This is a genomic window from Streptomyces sp. Q2, from assembly GCF_056820935.1.
This window is the reverse complement of sequence record NZ_JBXEJE010000027.1, coordinates 122,828-141,672: the sequence shown is the minus strand read 5'-3', so window position 1 is coordinate 141,672 and position 18,845 is coordinate 122,828. Positions and strand designations below refer to the sequence as shown.

The 18,845-nt window shown below is 71.1% G+C and carries 21 protein-coding genes and 1 pseudogene; 8 read left to right on the top strand and 14 right to left on the bottom strand.

Annotated elements, in window-relative coordinates; translation table 11 throughout:
* The first annotated feature begins 65 nt into the window (after positions 1 to 65).
* On the top strand, positions 66 to 488 hold the full coding sequence (locus ACWBNA_RS29175; RefSeq protein WP_482707494.1) for a Uma2 family endonuclease: 423 nt from the start codon (positions 66 to 68) through the stop codon (positions 486 to 488).
* 6 nt (positions 489 to 494) lie between these two features.
* Here ACWBNA_RS29175 and ACWBNA_RS29170 read toward each other — a convergent pair whose 3' ends face one another.
* Positions 495 to 1,415, bottom strand: coding sequence for an AEC family transporter (locus tag ACWBNA_RS29170; RefSeq protein WP_482707493.1), 921 nt, complete (start codon positions 1,413 to 1,415; stop codon positions 495 to 497).
* 142 nt (positions 1,416 to 1,557) lie between these two features.
* On the opposite strand from ACWBNA_RS29170, the gene ACWBNA_RS29165 reads away from it, so the two are divergent.
* Positions 1,558 to 1,944, top strand: coding sequence for an STAS domain-containing protein (locus tag ACWBNA_RS29165; RefSeq protein ID WP_482707519.1), 387 nt, complete (start codon positions 1,558 to 1,560; stop codon positions 1,942 to 1,944).
* Here the strand turns inward: ACWBNA_RS29165 and ACWBNA_RS29160 are convergent.
* From ACWBNA_RS29160 to ACWBNA_RS29150, 3 genes and pseudogenes are all read right to left on the bottom strand, one after another.
* Complete coding sequence (locus ACWBNA_RS29160) at positions 1,828 to 2,838, bottom strand: sigma-70 family RNA polymerase sigma factor (protein WP_482707492.1); 1,011 nt, start codon at positions 2,836 to 2,838, stop codon at positions 1,828 to 1,830. The genes ACWBNA_RS29165 and ACWBNA_RS29160 overlap by 117 nt on opposite strands.
* 86 nt (positions 2,839 to 2,924) lie before the next feature.
* Positions 2,925 to 3,029 (bottom strand): annotated as a pseudogene (locus tag ACWBNA_RS29155) (RNA polymerase subunit sigma-70); the annotation flags it as partial.
* A 207-nt stretch (positions 3,030 to 3,236) separates the two neighbouring features.
* The gene (locus ACWBNA_RS29150) at positions 3,237 to 4,514 is read right to left on the bottom strand and encodes an MFS transporter (RefSeq protein ID WP_482707491.1); all 1,278 of its coding nucleotides are present in this window, start codon (positions 4,512 to 4,514) and stop codon (positions 3,237 to 3,239) included.
* 63 nt (positions 4,515 to 4,577) lie between these two features.
* Here ACWBNA_RS29150 and ACWBNA_RS29145 point away from each other — a divergent pair, with 63 nt between their 5' ends.
* Positions 4,578 to 5,531, top strand: a complete 954-nt coding sequence (locus ACWBNA_RS29145; protein ID WP_482707490.1) for a LysR family transcriptional regulator — start codon at positions 4,578 to 4,580, stop codon at positions 5,529 to 5,531.
* Positions 5,532 to 5,618: 87 nt separating this feature from the next.
* Here the strand turns inward: ACWBNA_RS29145 and ACWBNA_RS29140 are convergent, their stop codons facing one another.
* The gene (locus ACWBNA_RS29140; protein WP_482707489.1) at positions 5,619 to 6,380 is read right to left on the bottom strand and encodes a prolyl oligopeptidase family serine peptidase; all 762 of its coding nucleotides are present in this window, start codon (positions 6,378 to 6,380) and stop codon (positions 5,619 to 5,621) included.
* Between the two features lie 113 nt (positions 6,381 to 6,493).
* Between ACWBNA_RS29140 and ACWBNA_RS29135 the strand changes: the two genes are divergently transcribed.
* Entirely contained in the window at positions 6,494 to 7,657 is a 1,164-nt protein-coding gene (locus ACWBNA_RS29135) for an adenosine deaminase (protein ID WP_482707488.1), read from the top strand.
* A 138-nt stretch (positions 7,658 to 7,795) separates the two neighbouring features.
* Positions 7,796 to 8,155, top strand: a complete 360-nt coding sequence (locus ACWBNA_RS29130; RefSeq protein WP_482707487.1) for an ATP-binding protein — start codon at positions 7,796 to 7,798, stop codon at positions 8,153 to 8,155.
* Positions 8,156 to 8,234: 79 nt separating this feature from the next.
* On the opposite strand, the gene ACWBNA_RS29125 is transcribed toward ACWBNA_RS29130, so the two are convergent.
* From ACWBNA_RS29125 to afsQ1, 5 genes are all read right to left on the bottom strand, one after another.
* Positions 8,235 to 8,438 (bottom strand): PspC domain-containing protein, encoded by a 204-nt coding sequence (locus ACWBNA_RS29125; protein WP_482707486.1) that lies wholly within the window; start codon positions 8,436 to 8,438, stop codon positions 8,235 to 8,237.
* A 93-nt stretch (positions 8,439 to 8,531) separates the two neighbouring features.
* Complete coding sequence (locus tag ACWBNA_RS29120; RefSeq protein WP_482707485.1) at positions 8,532 to 9,083, bottom strand: VanZ family protein; 552 nt, start codon at positions 9,081 to 9,083, stop codon at positions 8,532 to 8,534.
* Positions 9,084 to 9,165: 82 nt separating this feature from the next.
* Complete coding sequence (locus tag ACWBNA_RS29115) at positions 9,166 to 9,768, bottom strand: hypothetical protein (RefSeq protein ID WP_482707484.1); 603 nt, start codon at positions 9,766 to 9,768, stop codon at positions 9,166 to 9,168.
* Positions 9,768 to 11,324 (bottom strand): ATP-binding protein, encoded by a 1,557-nt coding sequence (locus ACWBNA_RS29110; protein WP_482707483.1) that lies wholly within the window; start codon positions 11,322 to 11,324, stop codon positions 9,768 to 9,770. Before ACWBNA_RS29110 ends, ACWBNA_RS29115 begins: the two co-directional genes overlap by 1 nt.
* A complete protein-coding gene (gene afsQ1 / locus ACWBNA_RS29105) occupies positions 11,321 to 11,998 on the bottom strand; it encodes a two-component system response regulator AfsQ1 (protein ID WP_383871526.1) in 678 nt (225 codons plus the stop codon). The genes ACWBNA_RS29110 and afsQ1 overlap by 4 nt, the downstream gene beginning before the upstream one ends.
* A gap of 253 nt (positions 11,999 to 12,251) precedes the next feature.
* Here afsQ1 and ACWBNA_RS29100 point away from each other — a divergent pair, with 253 nt between their 5' ends.
* Positions 12,252 to 12,995, top strand: a complete 744-nt coding sequence (locus ACWBNA_RS29100; RefSeq protein ID WP_482707482.1) for a SigE family RNA polymerase sigma factor — start codon at positions 12,252 to 12,254, stop codon at positions 12,993 to 12,995.
* 226 nt (positions 12,996 to 13,221) lie between these two features.
* On the opposite strand, the gene ACWBNA_RS29095 is transcribed toward ACWBNA_RS29100, so the two are convergent.
* Complete coding sequence (locus ACWBNA_RS29095; protein WP_482707481.1) at positions 13,222 to 13,932, bottom strand: uridine kinase family protein; 711 nt, start codon at positions 13,930 to 13,932, stop codon at positions 13,222 to 13,224.
* Between the two features lie 70 nt (positions 13,933 to 14,002).
* Here ACWBNA_RS29095 and ACWBNA_RS29090 point away from each other — a divergent pair, with 70 nt between their 5' ends.
* Positions 14,003 to 14,410, top strand: coding sequence for a hypothetical protein (locus tag ACWBNA_RS29090; protein ID WP_482707480.1), 408 nt, complete (start codon positions 14,003 to 14,005; stop codon positions 14,408 to 14,410).
* Positions 14,411 to 14,477: 67 nt separating this feature from the next.
* Here the strand turns inward: ACWBNA_RS29090 and ACWBNA_RS29085 are convergent, their stop codons facing one another.
* Genes ACWBNA_RS29085 through deoC form a run of 3 tightly spaced genes read right to left on the bottom strand, consistent with a single transcriptional unit; the run spans position 14,478 to position 17,825 of the window.
* Positions 14,478 to 15,431: an aldehyde dehydrogenase family protein gene (locus ACWBNA_RS29085; protein WP_482707479.1), complete on the bottom strand. Its 954-nt coding sequence runs from the start codon at positions 15,429 to 15,431 to the stop codon at positions 14,478 to 14,480.
* Positions 15,424 to 16,860 carry an aldehyde dehydrogenase family protein gene (locus tag ACWBNA_RS29080; protein WP_482707478.1) on the bottom strand — a complete coding sequence of 479 codons (1,437 nt, stop codon included), beginning with the start codon at positions 16,858 to 16,860 and terminating at the stop codon, positions 15,424 to 15,426. Before ACWBNA_RS29080 ends, ACWBNA_RS29085 begins: the two co-directional genes overlap by 8 nt.
* Before the next feature lie 5 nt (positions 16,861 to 16,865).
* Positions 16,866 to 17,825: a deoxyribose-phosphate aldolase gene (gene deoC, locus ACWBNA_RS29075; RefSeq protein WP_482707477.1), complete on the bottom strand. Its 960-nt coding sequence runs from the start codon at positions 17,823 to 17,825 to the stop codon at positions 16,866 to 16,868.
* 135 nt (positions 17,826 to 17,960) lie between these two features.
* On the opposite strand from deoC, the gene ACWBNA_RS29070 reads away from it, so the two are divergent.
* Positions 17,961 to 18,647: a PH domain-containing protein gene (locus ACWBNA_RS29070; RefSeq protein WP_482707476.1), complete on the top strand. Its 687-nt coding sequence runs from the start codon at positions 17,961 to 17,963 to the stop codon at positions 18,645 to 18,647.
* Positions 18,648 to 18,845: the final 198 nt, after the last annotated feature.

Genomic DNA, 18,845 nt, shown 5'->3' with positions numbered 1-18,845 from the left:
ATCGAGGGGATCGTCACCGTGGCACCCCACCGCCGTCCAACGCGCACAACGACATCGCGGACCTCGTGCAGCGCAGCCTGTACGAGGTCATCCCGAAAGACTGGGGCGTCTACCAGAGGTTGTGCACAGCCGTGCCGTCCCGCATCGGGCTGTATATTCCGGACCTTGCTGTGGCGCCGAGGCAGGTGCTGCGCGCCGAGAAGGGCTGTTGCGTCCCCGCTGACGCGGCGGAACTCATCGTCGAGATCACCTCCAAGTCCAACGCGAGCAACGACCGGATCAAGAAGGCGGCGGGGTACGCACAGGCAGGCGTTCCTCTCTACCTCCTCATCGACAATCGGGCCCCCGGAGGCCCAACGATCACGCTGCACGGCGAGCCCCATGGTGACGTCTATCGCGTCCTGCGGGCGGGCAAGTTCGGTGCCACCATCCCCTTGCCGAAGCCCTTCGACCTCGACCTCTACACCAGCGACTTTCCCCATAGTTGATGCAGGTCACCCCAACAACGCCGCCACCACCACCAAAACCGGCACCGACAGCACCGTCGACACCAGGATCGAGTCCCGCGCCAGCCGCTCGCCCACCCCGTAGCTGGACGCGTAGGTGAAGAGGTTCTGTGCGGCCGGCAGGGCCGAGGTCACCACCACGTCGAGGAGTGCGGCACCGCGCAGCCCGAACACGCCCACCGCCAGCGCCCAGGCCACCATCGGCTGCCCCACCGTCTTCAGCGCCACCGACAGCAGCACGAGGTGGCGGTCCGGGCCCCGGCCCGGCATCGTGCTGCCGCACAGGGAGATGCCGAAGGCGAGCAGGACCGCCGGGACGGACATGTTGCCGATCAGGGTGACCGGATTCATGACGGCGGCCGGGATCCGCATCCCGCTCGCCGACACCAGGACCCCGGCCAGCGAGCCCACCGCGATCGGATTGCGCAACGGTGTGAGCAGCCGCTGCCACAGCGGCCCCTTCTGGCCCCTGCCCGACAGGTCCAGGATGGTCAGCGCGACCGGCGCCAGGAGGAGGAGTTGGAACAGCAGGACCGGTGCCACCAGGGAGGCGTCGCCCAGCACGTACACGGCGATCGGGATGCCGAGGTTGCCGGAGTTGACGTAGCCCGAGCACAGGGCGCCGATCGTCGTGCGGCCGATTCCCCAGCCGCGTACGACACCCACCGCGACGAAGACGCCCGCCGCGGCCGCCGTGCTCAGCGCGGTCACGACCAGGCGGCTGGAGAAGATCAGCGACAGGTCGGTGCGGGCCAGCGTGGTGAACAGCAGAGCGGGTGAGGCCACGTGGAACGCGAGCTTGGTCAGGACGTCACGGCCGTGTTCGCCGAGGTGACCGCCCCGCCCGAGCGCATAGCCGACGCCGATGACGACGGCGATGACCGCGAAGCCGGTCAGCACCCCCTGCACGGAGCCTCCTCACAGGTGAGGAAGGCGTGCGGTCTCCGGGGCGGCGACGATATGTGGGGCATACAGGCAACCCTCCGGGGAAGGAGGGCGGCGGGTCAATGTGATCCCGGTCGGCGGACAGCGAGGGAAGACGCCGGCCGCGATGAGTTACGCCCGCCCCGCCGGTCTACCGCTCGTGGACGCCATGACACCCGCAGTACTCGTGCTGACCGGCCCCGTCACCAGGGACGAGGTGACCGGGCTGTGCGACGAGGTGCGGGCGCTGCTGGAGGCCGGTGGTGCCAGGGCCGTGGTGTGCGACGTCGGAGGGGTAGGGCCGCCGGGGCTGGGCACCGTCGACCTGCTGGCCCGGCTGGAGCTCACCGCCCGGCGGGCCGGGGGCCGGATCCGGCTGCGCGATGCCGACCCCGGCCTACACGCCCTCCTCGACCTGGTCGGCCTCCGCTTCGAGACGGAGCGGCAGCCCGAACAGCGGGAACCAGCGCTGCGTGTCGAGGAAACAGTGGAACCCGGTGATCCGGCCCTGTGAGATCTCGAGGACCTGCACCGCCCACGGGATGAAGCCACCCTTGTCCGGGTCCGGCTTGTACTGGGCGAAGCCCGGCAGACCGTTGACCTGGACCGGCACCAGGTGTGAGCCCGCGCAGGGAGCACCGAGCGTCGTCATGAAGCCGGTGATGTCCGAGGGGCCGGTCAGCCACAGGTCGAACGGCGGCATCGTCATGACGGCGTCCTCGTGCAGCAGGGCCGTCAGAGCGGTCATGTCATAGCCCTCGAACGCCGCCACATAGCGGTCCAGGAGCTTTTGCTGCTCGTCGTCCAGCGGGTCGGACACGGCCGCGTCCGCGCCAAGCTGCTCCCGCTCGGCGAGCGTCGCCCGGGCCCGCTGCAGCGCGCTGTTGACCGAGGCGACCGAGGTGTCGAGCAGCTCGGCGACCTCGCTCGCCTTCCACGCCAGCACCTCACGCAGGATCAGCACCGCGCGCTGCTTGGCCGGGAGCTGCTGGAGGGCGGCCATGAAGGCCAGCCGCACGGACTCCTTGGCGACGGCCGCCTCCGCCGGGTCCTCGGTCGTCGGCAGTACGCGTGCGTCCGGCATCGGCTCCAGCCAGGTGTTGTCCGGGCGGGGGGACAGCGCGGCCCGGGCGAGGGGGGTGGAGTCGGTGAGATCCATCGGCCTCGCGCGTTTGTTGCCGGCCGTCAGCATGTCCAGGCACACGTTCGTCGCGATGCGGTACAGCCAGGAGCGGAGGCTGGAGCGGCCCTCGAACTTCTCGTAGCTGCGCCAGGCCCGGACCATCGTGTCCTGCACCGCGTCCTCGGCCTCGAAGGAGGAGCCGAGCATGCGATAGCAGTACCCCGTCAGCTCGGTCCGGTGTTTCTCCAGCCTGACGTCAAGATCCGTCGTCACCGTGTCACTCATCGTCGTCCACCCACCCCTGTGGCGTTCTGTCGCGCGCCTTTGCGCCCAGCACTTCGGAAGCTACCGCAGGGCACTGACAATGGCCNCTCGGCCTCGAAGGAGGAGCCGAGCATGCGATAGCAGTACCCCGTCAGCTCGGTCCGGTGTTTCTCCAGCCTGACGTCAAGATCCGTCGTCACCGTGTCACTCATCGTCGTCCACCCACCCCTGTGGCGTTCTGTCGCGCGCCTTTGCGCCCAGCACTTCGGAAGCTACCGCAGGGCACTGACAATGGCCTGGGGAGTGGGGAAAGGAGCAGGTGGGAGAGGCCGGCCTCCGCCTGTCGCCCCACCGGGTCGGGCGGGGCGACAGGCGGAGGCCGGGGGTGCCAGGGGGCGGAGCCCTCTGGCACGGCCAGGTCAGTGGGCCGGCACAGGGACCCGCCGCGCGGCGACCCGCGCCGCCCGCGACCCGAACACCGTGATCGTCACGACGCCGAGCACCGCCAGCAGGCCGACGCCCACCGTCCCGGCCCAGCCGCCCGCGTGGAAGGCGACCGCGCCGACGGTGCTGCCCGCGCTGGAGCCGACGTAGTAGGACGACTGGTAGAGGGCCGAGGCCTGCGCCCGCCCCTTCGTCGCCGTCTTGCTGACCGCCGACGACGCGACCGCGTGCCCCGCGAAGAAGCCCGCCGTGATCAGCACCAGTCCCAGCAGGACCAGCGCAAGGGAGTCGGCCAGGGACAGCAGCAGACCCGTGGTCGTCGTACCGCCCGCCGCGTACAGCGCGCCCCGGCGGCCGAGGCGCCCGACCAGCCGCCCGGCCGTGGACGCCGACACCGTGCCCACCAGGTAGACCAGGAAGATCGACCCGATGATGCCCTGGGGCAGGTCGAAGGGCGCCTCGGTCAGCCGGTATCCGATCACCGTGTAGACGCCGCCGAACACCGTCATGAACAGCGCGCCGATCGCGTACAGCCGGCGCAGCAGCGGGTCGGAGAGGTGGTCACGGACCGTGCGGGCCAGCACCCGCGGCCGCAGTGAGCCCGGCGCGAAGTGCCGTGGGGCGGGCAGCAGCAGCCGGAAGGCCACCGCGCAGCCGACCGCGATCACGCCGATCACGCCGACCGCGACCCGCCAGCCCCACTCCTGCGCGACCCAGCCGGTGATGACCCGGCCGCTCATCCCGCCGACGCTGTTGCCCGCGACGAACAGGCCGATCGCGGTGACCAGCGCCTTGGGCGTGACCTCCTCCGCGAGGTAGGCCGTCGCCGAGGCCGGCAGACCCGCCAGCGCCGCGCCCTGCACCGCCCGCAGCACGATCAGCGCGGTCAGCGAGGGTGCGAAGGGGACCAGGAGACCGACGGTCACCGCGACGGCCAGCGAGGCCGTCATCACCGTACGACGGCCGAACCGTTCCGACAGGGCGCTCATCGGCAGGACGAACAGGGCCAGTCCGCCGGTCGCGGCCGCCACCGTCCAGCTCGCCTCGCTCGCCGCCACCCCGAAGTCGCCGGAGATCAGCGGCAGCAGGGCCTGTGTGGAGTAGAGGAGGGCGAAGGTCGCGACACCGGCGAGGAAGAGGGCGAAGCTCATCCGGCGGTAACCGGGGCCGCCCGGGGCCACTCGGGAATCGACGACAGGGGCTGGAGCAGCGGCGCCCACGATGGTGGACGCCCCGGTACTGGCGGGAGACATGCCTCGAAGTTACGTACGCTCCCGATCATCCGTCCAATGCATGGAATCGGCATAATCGTTCCCATGGAGCATCAGCAGAGGTCACAGGCGCGCCTGTCACCGTCCAGTGACACAGAAGACATGGTGATGTTGCTGGCCCCGCGCCTCGCGTACTTCGCCGGCGTCGCCCGCACCGAGCACGTCACCCGCGCCGCCCAGGAGATGCAGGTCCCGCAGTCCACCCTGTCGAGGGCCATGGTCCGGCTCGAACAGGACCTGGGCGTCGACCTGTTCGCCCGCCGCGGCCGCACGGTCTCCCTCACCCCCGCCGGCCGCACCTTCCTCGGCTCCGTCGAGCGTGCCCTCGCCGAGATCCGGCGCGCCGCCGACGAGGTCCGCGCCGACGCCGACCCGGCCACCGGCAAGGTCGCCTTCGGCTTCCTGCACACCATGGGCGCCGAGACCGTGCCCGGCCTGCTTCAGGCCTTCCGCACCGACCATCCCCGAGTCCGCTTCAGCCTCGTCCAGAACTACGGCGAGGCGATGATCGAGCGGCTGCGCGCGGGCGAGCTGGACCTGTGTCTCACCTCTCCCGTTCCGGACGCCCCCGACCTGGTCGCCCGCCGCCTCGACGAGCAGAAGCTCCGCCTGGTCGTCCCGGCCGACCACCCCCTCGCCGGCCGCCGGCGCGTCCGTCTCGCCGAGGCCGCCGACGAAACCTTCGTCACCCTCGAACCCGGCTACGGCCTGCGCCGCATCACCGACGACCTCTGCCAGGAGGCCGGCTTCAAGCCCCGGGTCGCCTTCGAGGGCGAGGAGGCGGAAACGCTGAGGGGTCTGGTGGCGGCCGGCCTGGGGGTAGCCCTCCTGCCCCCACCCGTCTTCCCTCGCCCGGGGGTTGTGGAACTGACGGTCACAGCCCCGCGGGCGGCCAGAGAGATCGGCGTGGCCTGGCTGGACGGCCACCCGGATACGCCGCCCGTGGCCGCCTTCAAGAAGTTCCTGCTCTCGAAACGAGGCAACCTGCTGCCGACCTGAGGGCGCGGGGCTGTGTCGACATGCGGCTCCGCCGCGTGGGCGCGACCAGCCCCCACGAACCCGCACACCCCCCACCGACCCCGAGCCTCAACGGCGAAGGGACTGCCCGAAGCCTGAGGCGAGCGGCATCCGCAACCCCAGCGGCGGCGGCGCCGCCAACGCGTCCCGGACCGGCCGTGACAGCGCCCGCCCGAACAGCGTCCCCATCACGAAGTCCGCCGCCAGCGCGTGGACTTCGTCCCGGTGCTGATGCAACCCGTGTCCGTCGGAATGGACTTCGAACCGGCACACGTCCCGGTTGGCCTTCTTCGCCCGTGCCGCCAGCCGGAACGACAGCTCCGGATCGGTACGTTCGTCGTTCGTGCCGTGCACGATCAGCACCCGGCGTCCCACGAGCTGCTTCACCGGTTCGGGTGGGGCGGCCATGTCCTCCTCGGGCAGCCAGGGGGCCAGTGCCACCACGGAGTTGACGGCCTCGTGCCCGCTCGCGTGCAGCGCCGCGCGCCCGCCCATGTCGACGCCGACCAGGCAGACGGAGACGTCGCCGTAGCGCCGTACGACCTCCTCGACCGCCCAGGACGTGTCGTGCGCCGGATGGGCCTCGCTGCCGTTCCAGCCGCGATAGCGGTAGTGGACGACATGCGTGACCAGGCCGTCGTCACGGCCCGTACGTGCCAGCCGGCGGCCCAACGCGCGTACGGACGCGGTCGCCATCAGGGGAGACGGTCTGCGGCCGGAGACCTCGTCGCCGCCGGGGAGCAGCAGCACCACCCCGCTCACCGCCGTCGGCTCCGGTCCCAGTGCCCGCCCGAGCCGGGCCGTGCGAACCGGCGTCGCTTGCTGTGCCATGACAGAACAGTGTCAGAAGCGCGGGTGTACGCCACTAGTACGTGCGGTCACCGTTACGTATCGACGATTTCGTACAGCGCGCCATCTACGCGCGTAGGCGTTAGAGTGCGGAAATGACGAGCCAGACTGCCCCGAAGGGAACCACCCCGAGCTCGGACCAGATCCGCCGGGCGCCCAAGGTTCTGCTGCACGACCATCTCGACGGCGGGCTGCGCCCCGGCACGATCGTCGACCTCGCCCGGGAGACCGGGTATACCCACCTCCCGGAGACCGACCCCGAAAAGCTCGGCATCTGGTTCCGCGAGGCCGCCGACTCCGGTTCCCTGGAGCGGTACTTGGAGACCTTCTCGCACACCGTCGGCGTGATGCAGACCCGGGACGCGCTCGTCCGGGTCGCCGCCGAGTGCGCCGAGGACCTCGCCGAGGACGGAGTCGTCTACGCGGAGGTGCGATACGCCCCCGAACAGCACCTGTCCGCCGGCCTGAGCCTCGAAGAGGTCGTCGAGGCCGTCAACGAGGGCTTCCGGGAAGGCGAACGCCGGGCCCGTGCCAACGGCCACCGCATCCGCGTCGGCGCCCTGCTCACCGCCATGCGGCACGCCGCCCGTGCCCTGGAGATCGCCGAACTCGCCAACCGGTACCGCGACCTGGGCGTGGTCGGCTTCGACATCGCCGGCGCCGAGGCCGGGTTCCCGCCCACCCGGCACCTCGACGCGTTCGAGTACCTCAAGCGCGAGAACAACCACTTCACCATCCACGCCGGGGAGGCCTTCGGACTGCCGTCCATCTGGCAGGCCCTGCAGTGGTGCGGCGCCGACCGGCTCGGCCACGGCGTGCGCATCATCGACGACATCCAGGTCCACGAGGACGGCTCGGTCCAGCTCGGGCGGCTCGCCTCCTACGTACGGGACAAGCGGATCCCGCTGGAGCTGTGCCCCAGCTCCAACCTCCAGACCGGGGCCGCGGCCTCGTACGCCGAGCACCCCATCGGGCTGCTGCGCCGGCTGCACTTCCGGGCGACCGTGAACACGGACAACCGCCTGATGTCCGGCACCAGCATGACCCGGGAATTCGAGCACCTTGTCGAGGCGTTCGGTTACACACTCGAAGACCTGCAGTGGTTCTCCGTCAATGCGATGAAATCAGCGTTCATTCCATTCGATGAACGGCTCGCGATGATCAATGACGTGGTCAAGCCCGGATATGCCGAGCTGAAGTCCGAATGGCTGTTCCAGCAGACCGCCTCCACCAGCGGTTCTGTGGGTGCGGAGGGCTGAGACGGGAAATTCGCTGACCCGGAATGCGGACGGGCTTTCACGATCCGTCCGCATTTCGTTGTTTGCGGCGGGTGGCGCGGCGTGTTTACGGTCGGGGACCGCTCACATCACCGTCATCCCATTCAAGGACGCGTTTTAATGAAGCAGTCTGCTGCCAAGACCCTCGGTGTCGCCGCTCTCGGTGCCGCCTTCGCCGCCGCCGGTGCGGGCGCCGCGAACGCCGCCCCGGCCGTCCCGGACGCCACCCAGGCGCTGGGCGGCGTCACCCAGACGCTGCCGGCGGAGGGCGTCACCGAGTCCCTGCCGGGGGCCGGTGAGGCGCTGTCCCAGGCGCAGCCGGCGCTCACCACGAGCCCGGCGGCCGTGCAGCCGGTCGCGCAGAAGGTGCTCTCCGAGGGCTCGACCGCGCCGGTCGCCGGTCTGCTCGGCGGGCTGCCGGTCGGTGGCGCCGGCCTGCCCGCGCAGGGCCTGCCGGTGAACGGGATCCCGCTCGGCTGATCCGCACCGCCTCCGAACGCGCCGGTGGGGCGCACCCTTGGACACGGGGTGCGCCCCACCGGCGTACGCGCTTACGCGACTACCAGGCCGTGCGCGCGGCCTTGTCCTCGGACGGGAACAGGATCCACAGCGCGATGTAGAGCAGGAACTGCGGGCCGGGCAGCAGGCACGAGACGACGAAGATCACGCGCATCGTGGTGGCGGAGGTGCCGAAGCGCTGCGCCAGCGCGGCACACACTCCGCCGATCATGCGGCCGTTGGTGGGGCGGGCGAGGCGGGACATGTCGGCTCCTTCGTGAGCGTCTGTCGGAGGCGACCTTGTTGTTCGCCTCATCTGACAACCACGGTACGGAGACGAAGAGGGCAAAGCATCGCTCTACGGTGCGATCCCGACCCTGGGAATCGTCGGGGTCCGACCCTGAGGAGCGTCCTCCTGGCGGACGGGGCGGCTCCCGACCCGCTCGGTCCTGCGGCGCAGCCAGGCGCGGGCCGCGGGCACGAGCGCCGCGTGGGTGAGGGCGACGCCCGCCGTGTTCAGGAGCAGCGAGTCGATGTCCACGACCTGTCCGGGCACCGCGGTCTGGAGCAGTTCGATGCCCAGCGAGATCAGGGCGCCGGCCGCCATCGTCCGGAGCAGGGAGGCGAGCGGAGAGACCGTGAGCCTGCCGTGCGCCATCGGCAGCAGCACGCCCAGCGGGGCCAGCAGCGCGAGCCCCTCGGCGATGCGCCGGACGCCCTCCTGCCAGCCGAGCGCCGCATCCGCCCGGATGCCGGCCAGCGGATGCAGGTTGGGTGGCATCACCCAGGGGACGTCCAGTGGACGCAGCGTGAACCAGGCGACGAACACGAGGTGTGCGACGAGGAGGACACCTCCCGTCACACGGATGCGAATCGCGGCACTGCCGCCGATGGAGCCTTGACGCTGCACGCCCCCCTAGACGCGGCCTCCGGCACGAACGGTTCCGGGACACCCAGGGGTACGTGCATGAGGCTTGCGCCACACCCGTACGTCAGCCGCCCGTCACCTCGCCCGACGGCGGCTCCTTGCTGCCCGGACGGGAGCGGACCTCGTCGGTGCACTCGTAGCGGCGCAGAGGTGCGCTGTCGGGCCCGCCGAGGATGACGGAGCCGTCGCCCTCCGCGGCCGCCGAGTCGGAGAAGGTGCAGACGAGCTGGGCGAGGGAGTAGGAGGTCAGGTCGCCCGGCGGGGTGCTCAGACGCAGGGCGTCCTCGGGATCCCCGGCGCGCGGTCCGCTCACCGTCATGCCGCCGCGCACGTCGGTGGTGTACCCGGCCTCCTTCTCCGCGGCCGACGGCGTCGCGGCGAGTTCGTCCAGCAGCCCCTGCGCGACCAGCACCCGCCGCGTGGAGTCGGCAGTGCCGTCCGGCACGCGCACGGTCCGGTCGACGGCCACCAGTGACGAACCGCACAGCAGGAACACCTGCACCGGCAGCCCGCGCGAGGCCTGCGTGGAGACGTCCGGCTCGGACAGGGAGCAGCGCACCCGGGAGGGCGCGGGGCCGAAGTCGGTCGGCACCTCGGTGGCCCGGATGCCGCATCCGGCGAGGAGCAGGGCGAGCGCGGGGAGCGCCAGCAGACGTCGTACGTTCATCAGGCGTCCTCCGGGCCCTTCTCACCTTCGTCGGCTTCCTCCGTGAGCGGGTACGAGTCCCGCGGCAGCCGCAGCGTGAACACCGCGCCGCCCTCGGCGGAGTTGGCGGCCGTGATCTCGCCGCCGTGGATGTGGGCGTTCTCCAGGGCGATGGACAGGCCCAGGCCGCTGCCCTCGGAGCGCGGCCGGGAGGCGCTGGCCTTGTAGAACCGGTCGAAGACGTGCGGCAGGACGTCCTCGGGGATGCCCGGTCCGTGGTCCCGCACCTCGATGACGACCTCCTCGTCGGCCGCCCGCACGGCGACCCGCACCGGCGACCCGCCGTGCTTGAGCGCGTTGCCGACGAGGTTCGCCAGGATCACGTCCAGGCGGCGCGGGTCGAGACGGGCGTGGATACCGCGCTCGGCGTCCAGCTCCACCGCGTCCAGCCAGGCCCGCGCGTCGATGCAGGCGGTGATCTGGTCGACGACGTCCACGTCGTCGACGACCAGCCGGGCGGTACCGGCGTCGAACCGGGTGACCTCCATGAGGTTCTCGACGAGGTCGTTGAGCCGCCGCGTCTCGCTGACCACGAGCCGTACCGCCGGATCGACCATGGGATCGATGCCGCCCGACTCCAGCTCCTCCTCCAGCACCTCCGTGACGGCGGTGATGGCGGTCAGCGGCGTCCGCAGCTCGTGCGACATGTCCGCCACGAACCGCCGGGACGCGTCCTCCCGCGCCGCCATGTCGTCCACGCGTTTCTCCAGCGCCGCGGCCGCGTTGTTGAACGTCCGTGACAGGTCGGCGAGTTCGTCGGTACCGGACACCCGCAGCCGCGTGTCCAGCTTCCCCTCCCCGAGCCGCCGGGCGGCGACCCCGAGCCGGTGCACCGGCTTCAGGACGGTCGTGGCGGCGGCCTGCGCGAGCAGCGCGGAGCCGATCAGCGCCAGGCCGGTGGCGATCCCGAGCGACCAGGCGAGGGAGTTGAGGTCCTTGGCCTCCGGCTCCAGCGACTTGAGCATGTAGCCGGTCGGCCCGCCGCCGATCACCTTCGTACCGGCCACCAGGTAGGGGGTGCCGTCGCTGACTATCCGCTGCCAGTACAGGTGGTACGCGTACTTGTTGGTCGAGGTGACCTTCTGCTCCCTGTTCACCGCCTCGCGCAGGGAGGCGGGCACGTCCTGGAGCGAGAAGCCGTCCAGCGCGCCGGAGTTGCCGTACACCGTCGCGCCGCTCTCGTCCTGGGCGACCAGCAGCACGCTGAAGCGCTGGCTGCTGTTCGCCATCTGCCCCGCCGTGTGCTGCAGTTCGTCCTGGGTGGGGGTCCGGGTCAGCGAGCCCGCGCGGTTCTGCATCTCCTGCTCGAAGTCGCGCAGCACGGCGTCCTGGGTACGCGTGAGGACGGCCTCCCGGTTGAGCCAGTAGGCGATGCCGGACGCGGACACGGCGGCGGTCAGCGCCACCAGACCGAACACGACGACCAGCCGCAGGCGCAGGCTGGTGAACCGCAGCCGTGTCCAGGTTCCCTTGCGGGCCGCGGCCCAGCCGCGGACCCCCCCTTGCGCTTCGGTCACTGAGGAGTGTCCAGCCGATAACCCACGCCACGCACGGTACGGATCAGCGTCGGGGACGAGGGCACGTCCTCCACCTTGGCGCGCAGCCGCTGCACACAGGCGTCCACCAGCCGCGAGTCGCCGAGATAGTCGTGCTCCCACACCAGGCGCAGCAACTGCTGCCGCGACAGGGCCTGCCCGGGCCGGCGGCTCAGTTCGAGCAGCAGCCTGAGCTCGGTCGGGGTGAGCTGGAGGTCCTCGCCGTTCTTGGTCACGGTCATGGCCGCGCGGTCGATGACCAGGGACCCGAACGTGGCCGCGTCGTTGGCCTCCCGCTCGCCGCGCCGCAGCACGGCCCGGATCCGGGCGTCGAGGACGCGCCCCTGCACGGGCTTGACGACATAGTCGTCGGCACCGGACTCCAGTCCGACCACCACGTCGATGTCGTCGCTGCGCGCGGTCAGCAGAATGATCGGCAACTGGTCCGTGCGCCGGATGCGCCGGCACACCTCGAACCCGTCGATGCCGGGCAGCATCACGTCCAGCACGATCAGATCGGGCCGCTGCTCGCGCAGCAGCTGCAGGCCGTCCTCGCCAGTGGCAGCGGTGGCAACCCGGTGTCCCTGGCGCGTCAGAGACAGCTCCAGGGCCGTACGGATGGCGTCGTCGTCCTCGATCAGCAACAGGGAAGGCACGGGGGTCATTCTGACCCATGGTGGGCCGGGGCTGCGACACCTGTATTTCTCCGGCCCGAACCTGTATTTCTACGCGCCGGTAACGCTCTTGTCTGTGTGGGGACTGTGCCACGCCCGTGAGCGGCATCCGAGGGGGGCCTGTGACAGGTCTGTGACAGTCGGCGGACACGGCCATGAAGTGGTCCGGGCAAGCTTCTCGGCACAGGCAAGGAAGCAAGGCGAAACACCGGAAGTCCACGACGGGGGGCGCGAGATGAACACGCTGCACGGCAACAGCACGAGCGCAGTGATCACGCGTCTGCACGACGTGAACGGGGGCCGGGGTTCCGAGAAGTCCGGTGCCGTGAGCGGGCGGGGGTGCGCTCGCGGCACCGGGCGTCAGCACACCGGATACATGACGGTGGTTGACGGTTTCACGGGGGAAGCACACGGGGGAAGCGCGTACAGGGAGGACACGGGGGAGCGTCGTTCGCTGTCGGAGGCGGAGTTCACCGCCTACGTCCAGGAGCGCCGCGCCTCCCTGTACGCAACCGCCTATCACCTCACCGGCGATCGCTTCGAGGCCGAGGACCTGCTGCAGAGCGCGCTGTTCTCGACGTACCGGGCGTGGGACCGGATCAGTGACAAGGCCGCGGTCGGGGGCTACCTCCGCCGCACCATGACCAACCTGCACATCAGCGCGTGGCGCCGCCGCAAGCTGAACGAGTACCCGACCGAGGAACTGCCGGAGACGCCCGGCGACACGGACGCGATGCGCGGCACGGAACTGCGCGCGGTCCTGTGGCAGGCGCTCGCCCGGCTGCCGGAACTCCAGCGCACCATGCTGGTCCTTCGTTACTACGAGGGCCGCACGGACCCGGAGATCGCCGAGATCCTCGACATCAGTGTCGGCACGGTGAAGTCCAGCATCTGGCGGTCACTCCGCCGGCTGCGCGAGGACGACGTCCTCAGCTTCGGCCGTGACGAGGAAAGCGCCTTCGGGGAGCTCGTCGCCTGAAGGTCGGGGGGAAGCAAGTAACGGGGGAGCGGTAACCGGGGAGGGGCCCACGGGGGATCACGGGGTCACGGGAACCGCAGGGGGCCACGGGGGCCTTGGGGGGAAAGCACGGGGGAGCACCAAGGGAGCGGGACTGGAGGGCCGGGGGGCCCGTCCAGTCCCGTTTTCGCGTGTACGGCGGCAGCCCGTGCGGCGGCCGGCCCGTACGGCGGTCAGGCGGCCGCGGTCAGCTCTTCGAGGCCGACGTCGCGGCCGGGCGGCGGCCCGCCGCAGCCGCGGCCAGGCGGCCCAGGGCCTCGTCCTTGTCGCAGGCGTGAGCGCCGAGCGCCGTCTGGCGGGCCACGATGGAGCGTTCGGAGCGCATCAGGCGCCAGCCGCGACGCAGGAGGAAGGGCACGGACTTACGGCCTTCCCGCAGGTCGCGCAGGAAGCGGCGGCGGAAGGTCCGCAGCGGGCCCCGGCTCAGGCACAGGGCGTCGGCGAGGACGCCGAGGTCCCGGCAGCGGGTGACGATCTCGGCGGCGAAGATGCCCTCCGCGATGAACAGCGGGGTGCGGCCCACCTCGACCGACTCCTCGCCGGTGCGGGCGCTCAGCGAGATGTCGTAGACGGGGATCTTTGTCCGGCCCGTGCGGCACAGGTCCACGATCGCGGCGATCGCGGTGTCCGCGTCCCACGAGTCCGGGTGGTCCCAGTCGATGTCGGAGCTCCCCGCCACCAGCGGCAGCGTCGGGTCGTCGCCCTCCTTGTAGAAGTCGTCCAGCCGCAGGACCGGCAGGCCGGAACGGGCGGCGAGGAGGGACTTGCCGGAGCCGGAAGGGCCGCAGAGCAGCACGACTCGCGTCGGTATGGGTGGTTGGGAGCTCACGGGACACCAGTGTGAGGCATCCGGCGGCCCCCCTACGACCCCGTGGGTCGGCTTTGAAGCGCGCGTCACACGTCAACTACCCTTCGTGTCGACCTCATTACCCTGTGCAGATCGAAGCAAGCAGAAGGTGGCAGAAACGATGGTCCGACACGCGTCCTCCCAGAACCCGACCGCCCCGCACGCCCTGGTCGCCCTCGCGACCGCGGGCGCGGCCCTGGGAGCAGGCGCGGCGACGGCCGCCGCTGCCACCGAGCCGGTCGCCGACGTGACGCGCCCCCGCCCCGCCTCGCTGGGCAACGTCGACCCGCAGGCCGGGGTGCAGGCCCTCACCGGCACCGTCGGCTATGTCACCGGCCCGGTCGCCGGCCTCAAGCCCAACCCGCTCGCCGGCACCGGAGTCGACCCCCTCGACAACGGCGTCGGCACCCAGCCGGCCGACTTCAAGCCGCTGACCTCGCAGGCGCTGACCGGGCCGGTCGCGCAGGCGCAGTCGATCGGGAGCATGCCGGTGGTCGGGCAGGACGCGGGGCTGCTGGGCGACGGCTGAGCACGGCAGAGAGCCGCGCCTGCCCCTGGACGGAGGGGAGGCGCGGCTCTCCGGTCTTCGGCGGCTGTCAGTACGCGGAGCCGGACGCGCCCAGCGAACCCGTCGGGTGCCAGACCGTCTTCGTCTCCAGGAACGCCGTCATGCGGTCGATGCCGGGGGTGGCCGACCAGTTGTCCACAGGCTGTGGACGAAGGACGCGCTTCAGGTTGTCCGCCGCCGCGATCTCCAGTTCCTTCGCCAGGCCATCGTCGGTGCCGGCGCCGGCCAGATCGATCGCGTTGACGTCCTGGTGTGCCGCGAGAGGCGCCGCGATCTCCGCCGTACGGCCGGAGAGGATGTTCACGACCCCGCCGGGCAGGTCGGAGGTGGCGAGGACCTCGCCCAGGGACAGGGCCGGGAGCGGGGACTTCTCGCTCGCGATCACGATCGCCGTGTTGCCGGTCGCGATCACCGGGGCGAGGACCGAGACCAGGCCCAGGAAGGACGACTCCTGAGGGGCGAGGACCACGACCACGCCCGTCGGCTCGGGGGAGGAGAGGTTGAAGTACGGGCCCGCCACCGGGTTGGCGCCGCCGACCACCTGAGCGATCTTGTCGGTCCAGCCCGCGTACCAGACCCAGCGGTCGATCGTGGCGTCCACCTGCTCGGCGGCCTTGGACTTCGACAGGCCCTCGGCGTCGGCGACCTCGTGGACGAACTGGCTCCTGCGGCCCTCCAGCATCTCCGCGACGCGGTAGAGGATCTGGCCGCGGTTGTACGCGGTCGCCCCGGACCAGCCGCCGAACGCCTTGCGGGCGGCCACGACCGCGTCACGGGCGTCCTTGCGGGAGGCGAGCGGCGCGTTGGCCAGCCACCTGCCCTTCCCCGCCGCGTCAGCGTCTGATGTCTTCGTCGTCACCTCGTACACCCGGCCGCTCTCGGAACGCGGGAACTTCCCGCCGACGTACAGCTTGTAGGTCTTGAAGACCGACAGCCGCTCGGTCCTCTCCGCCTTCTCCGCCTTCTCGGACTTCTCAGACATCGAGGTACGCCTCCAGGCCGTGACGACCGCCCTCGCGGCCGAAGCCCGACTCCTTGTAGCCGCCGAACGGCGAGGTCGGGTCGAACTTGTTGAACGTGTTGGACCAGACGACGCCCGCGCGGAGCTTGTTCGCCACCGCCAGGATGCGGGAGCCCTTCTCCGTCCAGATGCCCGCCGACAGGCCGTACTGACTGTTGTTGGCCTTGGCGACGGCCTCGTCCGGGGTGCGGAAGCTGAGGACCGACAGCACCGGGCCGAAGATCTCGTCGCGGGCGATGGCGTGCGCCTGGGTGACGTTCGTGAAGAGCGTCGGGGCGAACCAGTAGCCGGACGAGGGCAGTTCGCAGGCCGCGGACCAGCGCTCGGCGCCCTCCGCCTCGCCCGCCTCGACGAGCGTGGTGATGCGGGAGAGCTGCTCGGCGGAGTTGATCGCGCCGATGTCCGTGTTCTTGTCCAGCGGGTCGCCGAGGCGGAGGGTGGAGAGCCTGCGCTTCAGGGAGTCCAGCAGCTCGTCCTGGATCGACTCCTGGACCAGCAGCCGGGAGCCCGCGCAGCACACCTGGCCCTGGTTGAAGAAGATGCCGCTCACGATGCCCTCGACGGCCTGGTCGATCGGGGCGTCGTCGAAGACGATGTTGGCGCCCTTGCCGCCGAGTTCGAGGGTGACCTTCTTCCTCGTGCCCGCCACCTGGCGGGCGATCGCCCTGCCGACCGCCGTGGAACCGGTGAAGGCCACCTTGTTCACGTCGGGGTGTTCGACGAGGGCCGCGCCCGTGTCGCCGTATCCCGGGAGGATGTTGACGACACCCCGGGGCAGGCCCGCCTGGCGGCAGATGTCCGCGAAGAACAGCGCGCTGAGCGGGGTCGTCTCGGCCGGCTTCAGGACGACCGTGTTGCCGGTCGCCAGCGCCGGGGCGATCTTCCACGCCAGCATCAGGAGCGGGAAGTTCCACGGGATGACCTGGCCGGCCACGCCGAGCGGGCGCGGGTTCGCGCCGAAGCCCGCGTGGTCGAGCTTGTCGGCCCAGCCCGCGTAGTAGAAGAAGTGCGCGGCGACCAGGGGCAGGTCGGCGTCCCTCGTCTCCTTGATCGGCTTGCCGTTGTCCAGCGTCTCCAGGACGGCCAGTTCGCGGCTGCGCTCCTGGATGATGCGGGCGATGCGGAAGAGGTACTTCGCGCGCTCGGAGCCCGGCAGCGCCGACCACTTCGCGAAGGCCTTGCGGGCGGCCCGCACCGCGCGGTCGACGTCCTCGGAGCCCGCCTGGGCGATCTCGGAGAGGACCTCCTCGGTCGACGGGGAGACCGTCTTGAAGACCTTGCCGTCGGCGGCCTCGGTGAACTCGCCGTCGATGAACAGGCCGTAGGAGGGCGCGATGTCGACGACGGAGCGGGACTCCGGTGCGGGTGCGTACTCGAATGCGGATGCCATGGTGATCAGTCCACCGTCACGTAGTCGGGGCCGGAGTAACGGCCGGTGGCCAGCTTCTGACGCTGCATCAGCAGGTCGTTCAGGAGCGAGGAGGCGCCGAAGCGGAACCAGTGGTTGTCCAGCCAATCCTCGCCCGCGGTCTCGTTCACCAGAACGAGAAACTTGATCGCGTCCTTGCTCGTGCGGATCCCGCCGGCCGGCTTCACGCCGACCTGTACCCCGGTCTGGGCGCGGAAGTCGCGGACCGCCTCCAGCATGAGGAGGGTGTTCGCGGGCGTCGCGTTGACGGCGACCTTGCCGGTGGACGTCTTGATGAAGTCGGCTCCGGCGAGCATGCCGAGCCAGCTGGCGCGGCGGATGTTGTCGTACGTCGACAGCTCGCCCGTCTCGAAGATGACCTTGAGGCGGGCGGCGCCCGCGCAGGCCTCCTTCACGGCGACGATCTCGTCGAACACCTTGGTGTAGTTGCCCGCGAGGAACGCCCCGCGGTCGATGACCATGTCGATCTCGTCGGCGCCCGCGGCGACCGCCTCGCGGACGTCCGCCAGCTTCACGGAGAGCGCGGCGCGGCCCGCCGGGAAGGCGGTGGCGACCGAGGCGACCTTCACCGAGGAGCCGGCGACGGCCTCCTTGGCGGTGGCCACCATGTCCGGGTAGACGCAGACGGCCGCGGTCGCGGGGGCCGTACGGTCGGTCGGGTCGGGGCGGACCGCCTTGGCGCCGAGCGCCCGGACCTTGCCCGGGGTGTCCGCGCCTTCCAGCGTCGTCAGGTCGACCATCGAGATGGCGAGGTCGATGGCGTACGCCTTCGCGGTCGTCTTGATGGAACGGGTGCCGAGCGAGGCGGCGCGCGCCTCCAGGCCGACCGCGTCCACGCCGGGCAACCCGTGGAGGAAGCGGCGCAGCGTGCTGTCGGACGCGGTCACGTCGGCGAGAGCGTGTGCAGCGGATGCAGTGGTGGGCATGGTCACAAGCCGAGCATATCTACGCGCGTAGCGGCTGTACACCCCGACGGACATATCAGGTGCTCATCCGCTGGGCGTCCGGTACGGCGGCACCACGTTCCGGCGTCGCCGGGGGCTTCGGGCAGAATCGGGACCATGACGACCCCGGAGCCCCAGTCACCAGCGCCGCAGCCCTCGGTTCCCCCGTCGCCGGACCGGATCTACCGGTCGCCCGCGGGCATGGCCGGCGGTTTCCTGCTGCTCGGCATCACCGGCTGGCTCGGCATCGACGCGATCGTCACCGGCGAGGACCGCACACCGTGGCTGGCACTCGCCGCGCTGATCCTCGTGGTGCCGCTGGTCGTGGCCTTCTCACTGCGCCCCGCCGTGTTCGCGAACGAGGAACGGCTGCGCATCCGCAACCCCTTCCGCGTGATCGTGCTGCCGTGGGGGCAGATCGAGGCGCTGCGCTCCAGCTACTCGAACGAGGCCGTCGCCTCCGGCAGGAAGTTCCAGCTGTGGGCCGTGCCCGTGTCGCTGCGGGGGCGGAAGAAGGCGGCTCGGCGTGAGGAGCGGCGCGGTGCGGACGGGGCCGGGCGGGGCGGCGCGTTCGGCGGGCTGTCCGGGGCCGGGGGGATGCGGGCCGGGGGCCGGACCGCGGTGCCGGACGGGCCGGTGCGCGCCCAGAACGACCGGATCATGGACGAGCTGCGGGAGCTGCTGAAGGCCCAGGCGAAGTCGGAGGCGGCGCAGGGCGAGGTGACCGTGCGGTGGGCCTACGAGGTCATGGGACCGGCGGTGACCGGGGCGGTGCTGCTGGCGATCCTGATCGCGACGGGGTGAGGCGGCCGCGGGCCGTCGCCGACGGTCACGGCGCGCCGCGCCAGACCGGCACCGTGTACGCCCCGGAGTACGGCGAGCCTGTCCGGGCGGCTGTCGGGACGACCGTGGGGTAGGGGCGGATGCGTGGGTCCGGCGATGGCCGGGGCGGTGCTGGTGGCGATCCTGATCGCGACGGGGGGAGGCGGCCGCGGGCCGTCG

Excerpts from the sequence above, each read along its gene's own strand:
- ACWBNA_RS29165 (WP_482707519.1), top strand. The coding sequence starts at position 1,558 with ATGAGTTACGCCCGCCCCGCCGGTCTACCGCTCGTGGACGCCATGACA.
- ACWBNA_RS29160 (WP_482707492.1), bottom strand. The coding sequence starts at position 2,838 with ATGAGTGACACGGTGACGACGGATCTTGACGTCAGGCTGGAGAAACAC.
- ACWBNA_RS29150 (WP_482707491.1), bottom strand. The coding sequence starts at position 4,514 with ATGTCTCCCGCCAGTACCGGGGCGTCCACCATCGTGGGCGCCGCTGCT.
- ACWBNA_RS29145 (WP_482707490.1), top strand. The coding sequence starts at position 4,578 with ATGGAGCATCAGCAGAGGTCACAGGCGCGCCTGTCACCGTCCAGTGAC.
- ACWBNA_RS29140 (WP_482707489.1), bottom strand. The coding sequence starts at position 6,380 with ATGGCACAGCAAGCGACGCCGGTTCGCACGGCCCGGCTCGGGCGGGCA.
- ACWBNA_RS29135 (WP_482707488.1), top strand. The coding sequence starts at position 6,494 with ATGACGAGCCAGACTGCCCCGAAGGGAACCACCCCGAGCTCGGACCAG.
- ACWBNA_RS29130 (WP_482707487.1), top strand. The coding sequence starts at position 7,796 with ATGAAGCAGTCTGCTGCCAAGACCCTCGGTGTCGCCGCTCTCGGTGCC.
- ACWBNA_RS29125 (WP_482707486.1), bottom strand. The coding sequence starts at position 8,438 with ATGTCCCGCCTCGCCCGCCCCACCAACGGCCGCATGATCGGCGGAGTG.
- ACWBNA_RS29115 (WP_482707484.1), bottom strand. The coding sequence starts at position 9,768 with ATGAACGTACGACGTCTGCTGGCGCTCCCCGCGCTCGCCCTGCTCCTC.
- ACWBNA_RS29100 (WP_482707482.1), top strand. The coding sequence starts at position 12,252 with ATGAACACGCTGCACGGCAACAGCACGAGCGCAGTGATCACGCGTCTG.
- ACWBNA_RS29090 (WP_482707480.1), top strand. The coding sequence starts at position 14,003 with ATGGTCCGACACGCGTCCTCCCAGAACCCGACCGCCCCGCACGCCCTG.
- ACWBNA_RS29085 (WP_482707479.1), bottom strand. The coding sequence starts at position 15,431 with ATGTCTGAGAAGTCCGAGAAGGCGGAGAAGGCGGAGAGGACCGAGCGG.
- ACWBNA_RS29080 (WP_482707478.1), bottom strand. The coding sequence starts at position 16,860 with ATGGCATCCGCATTCGAGTACGCACCCGCACCGGAGTCCCGCTCCGTC.
- deoC (WP_482707477.1), bottom strand. The coding sequence starts at position 17,825 with ATGCCCACCACTGCATCCGCTGCACACGCTCTCGCCGACGTGACCGCG.
- ACWBNA_RS29070 (WP_482707476.1), top strand. The coding sequence starts at position 17,961 with ATGACGACCCCGGAGCCCCAGTCACCAGCGCCGCAGCCCTCGGTTCCC.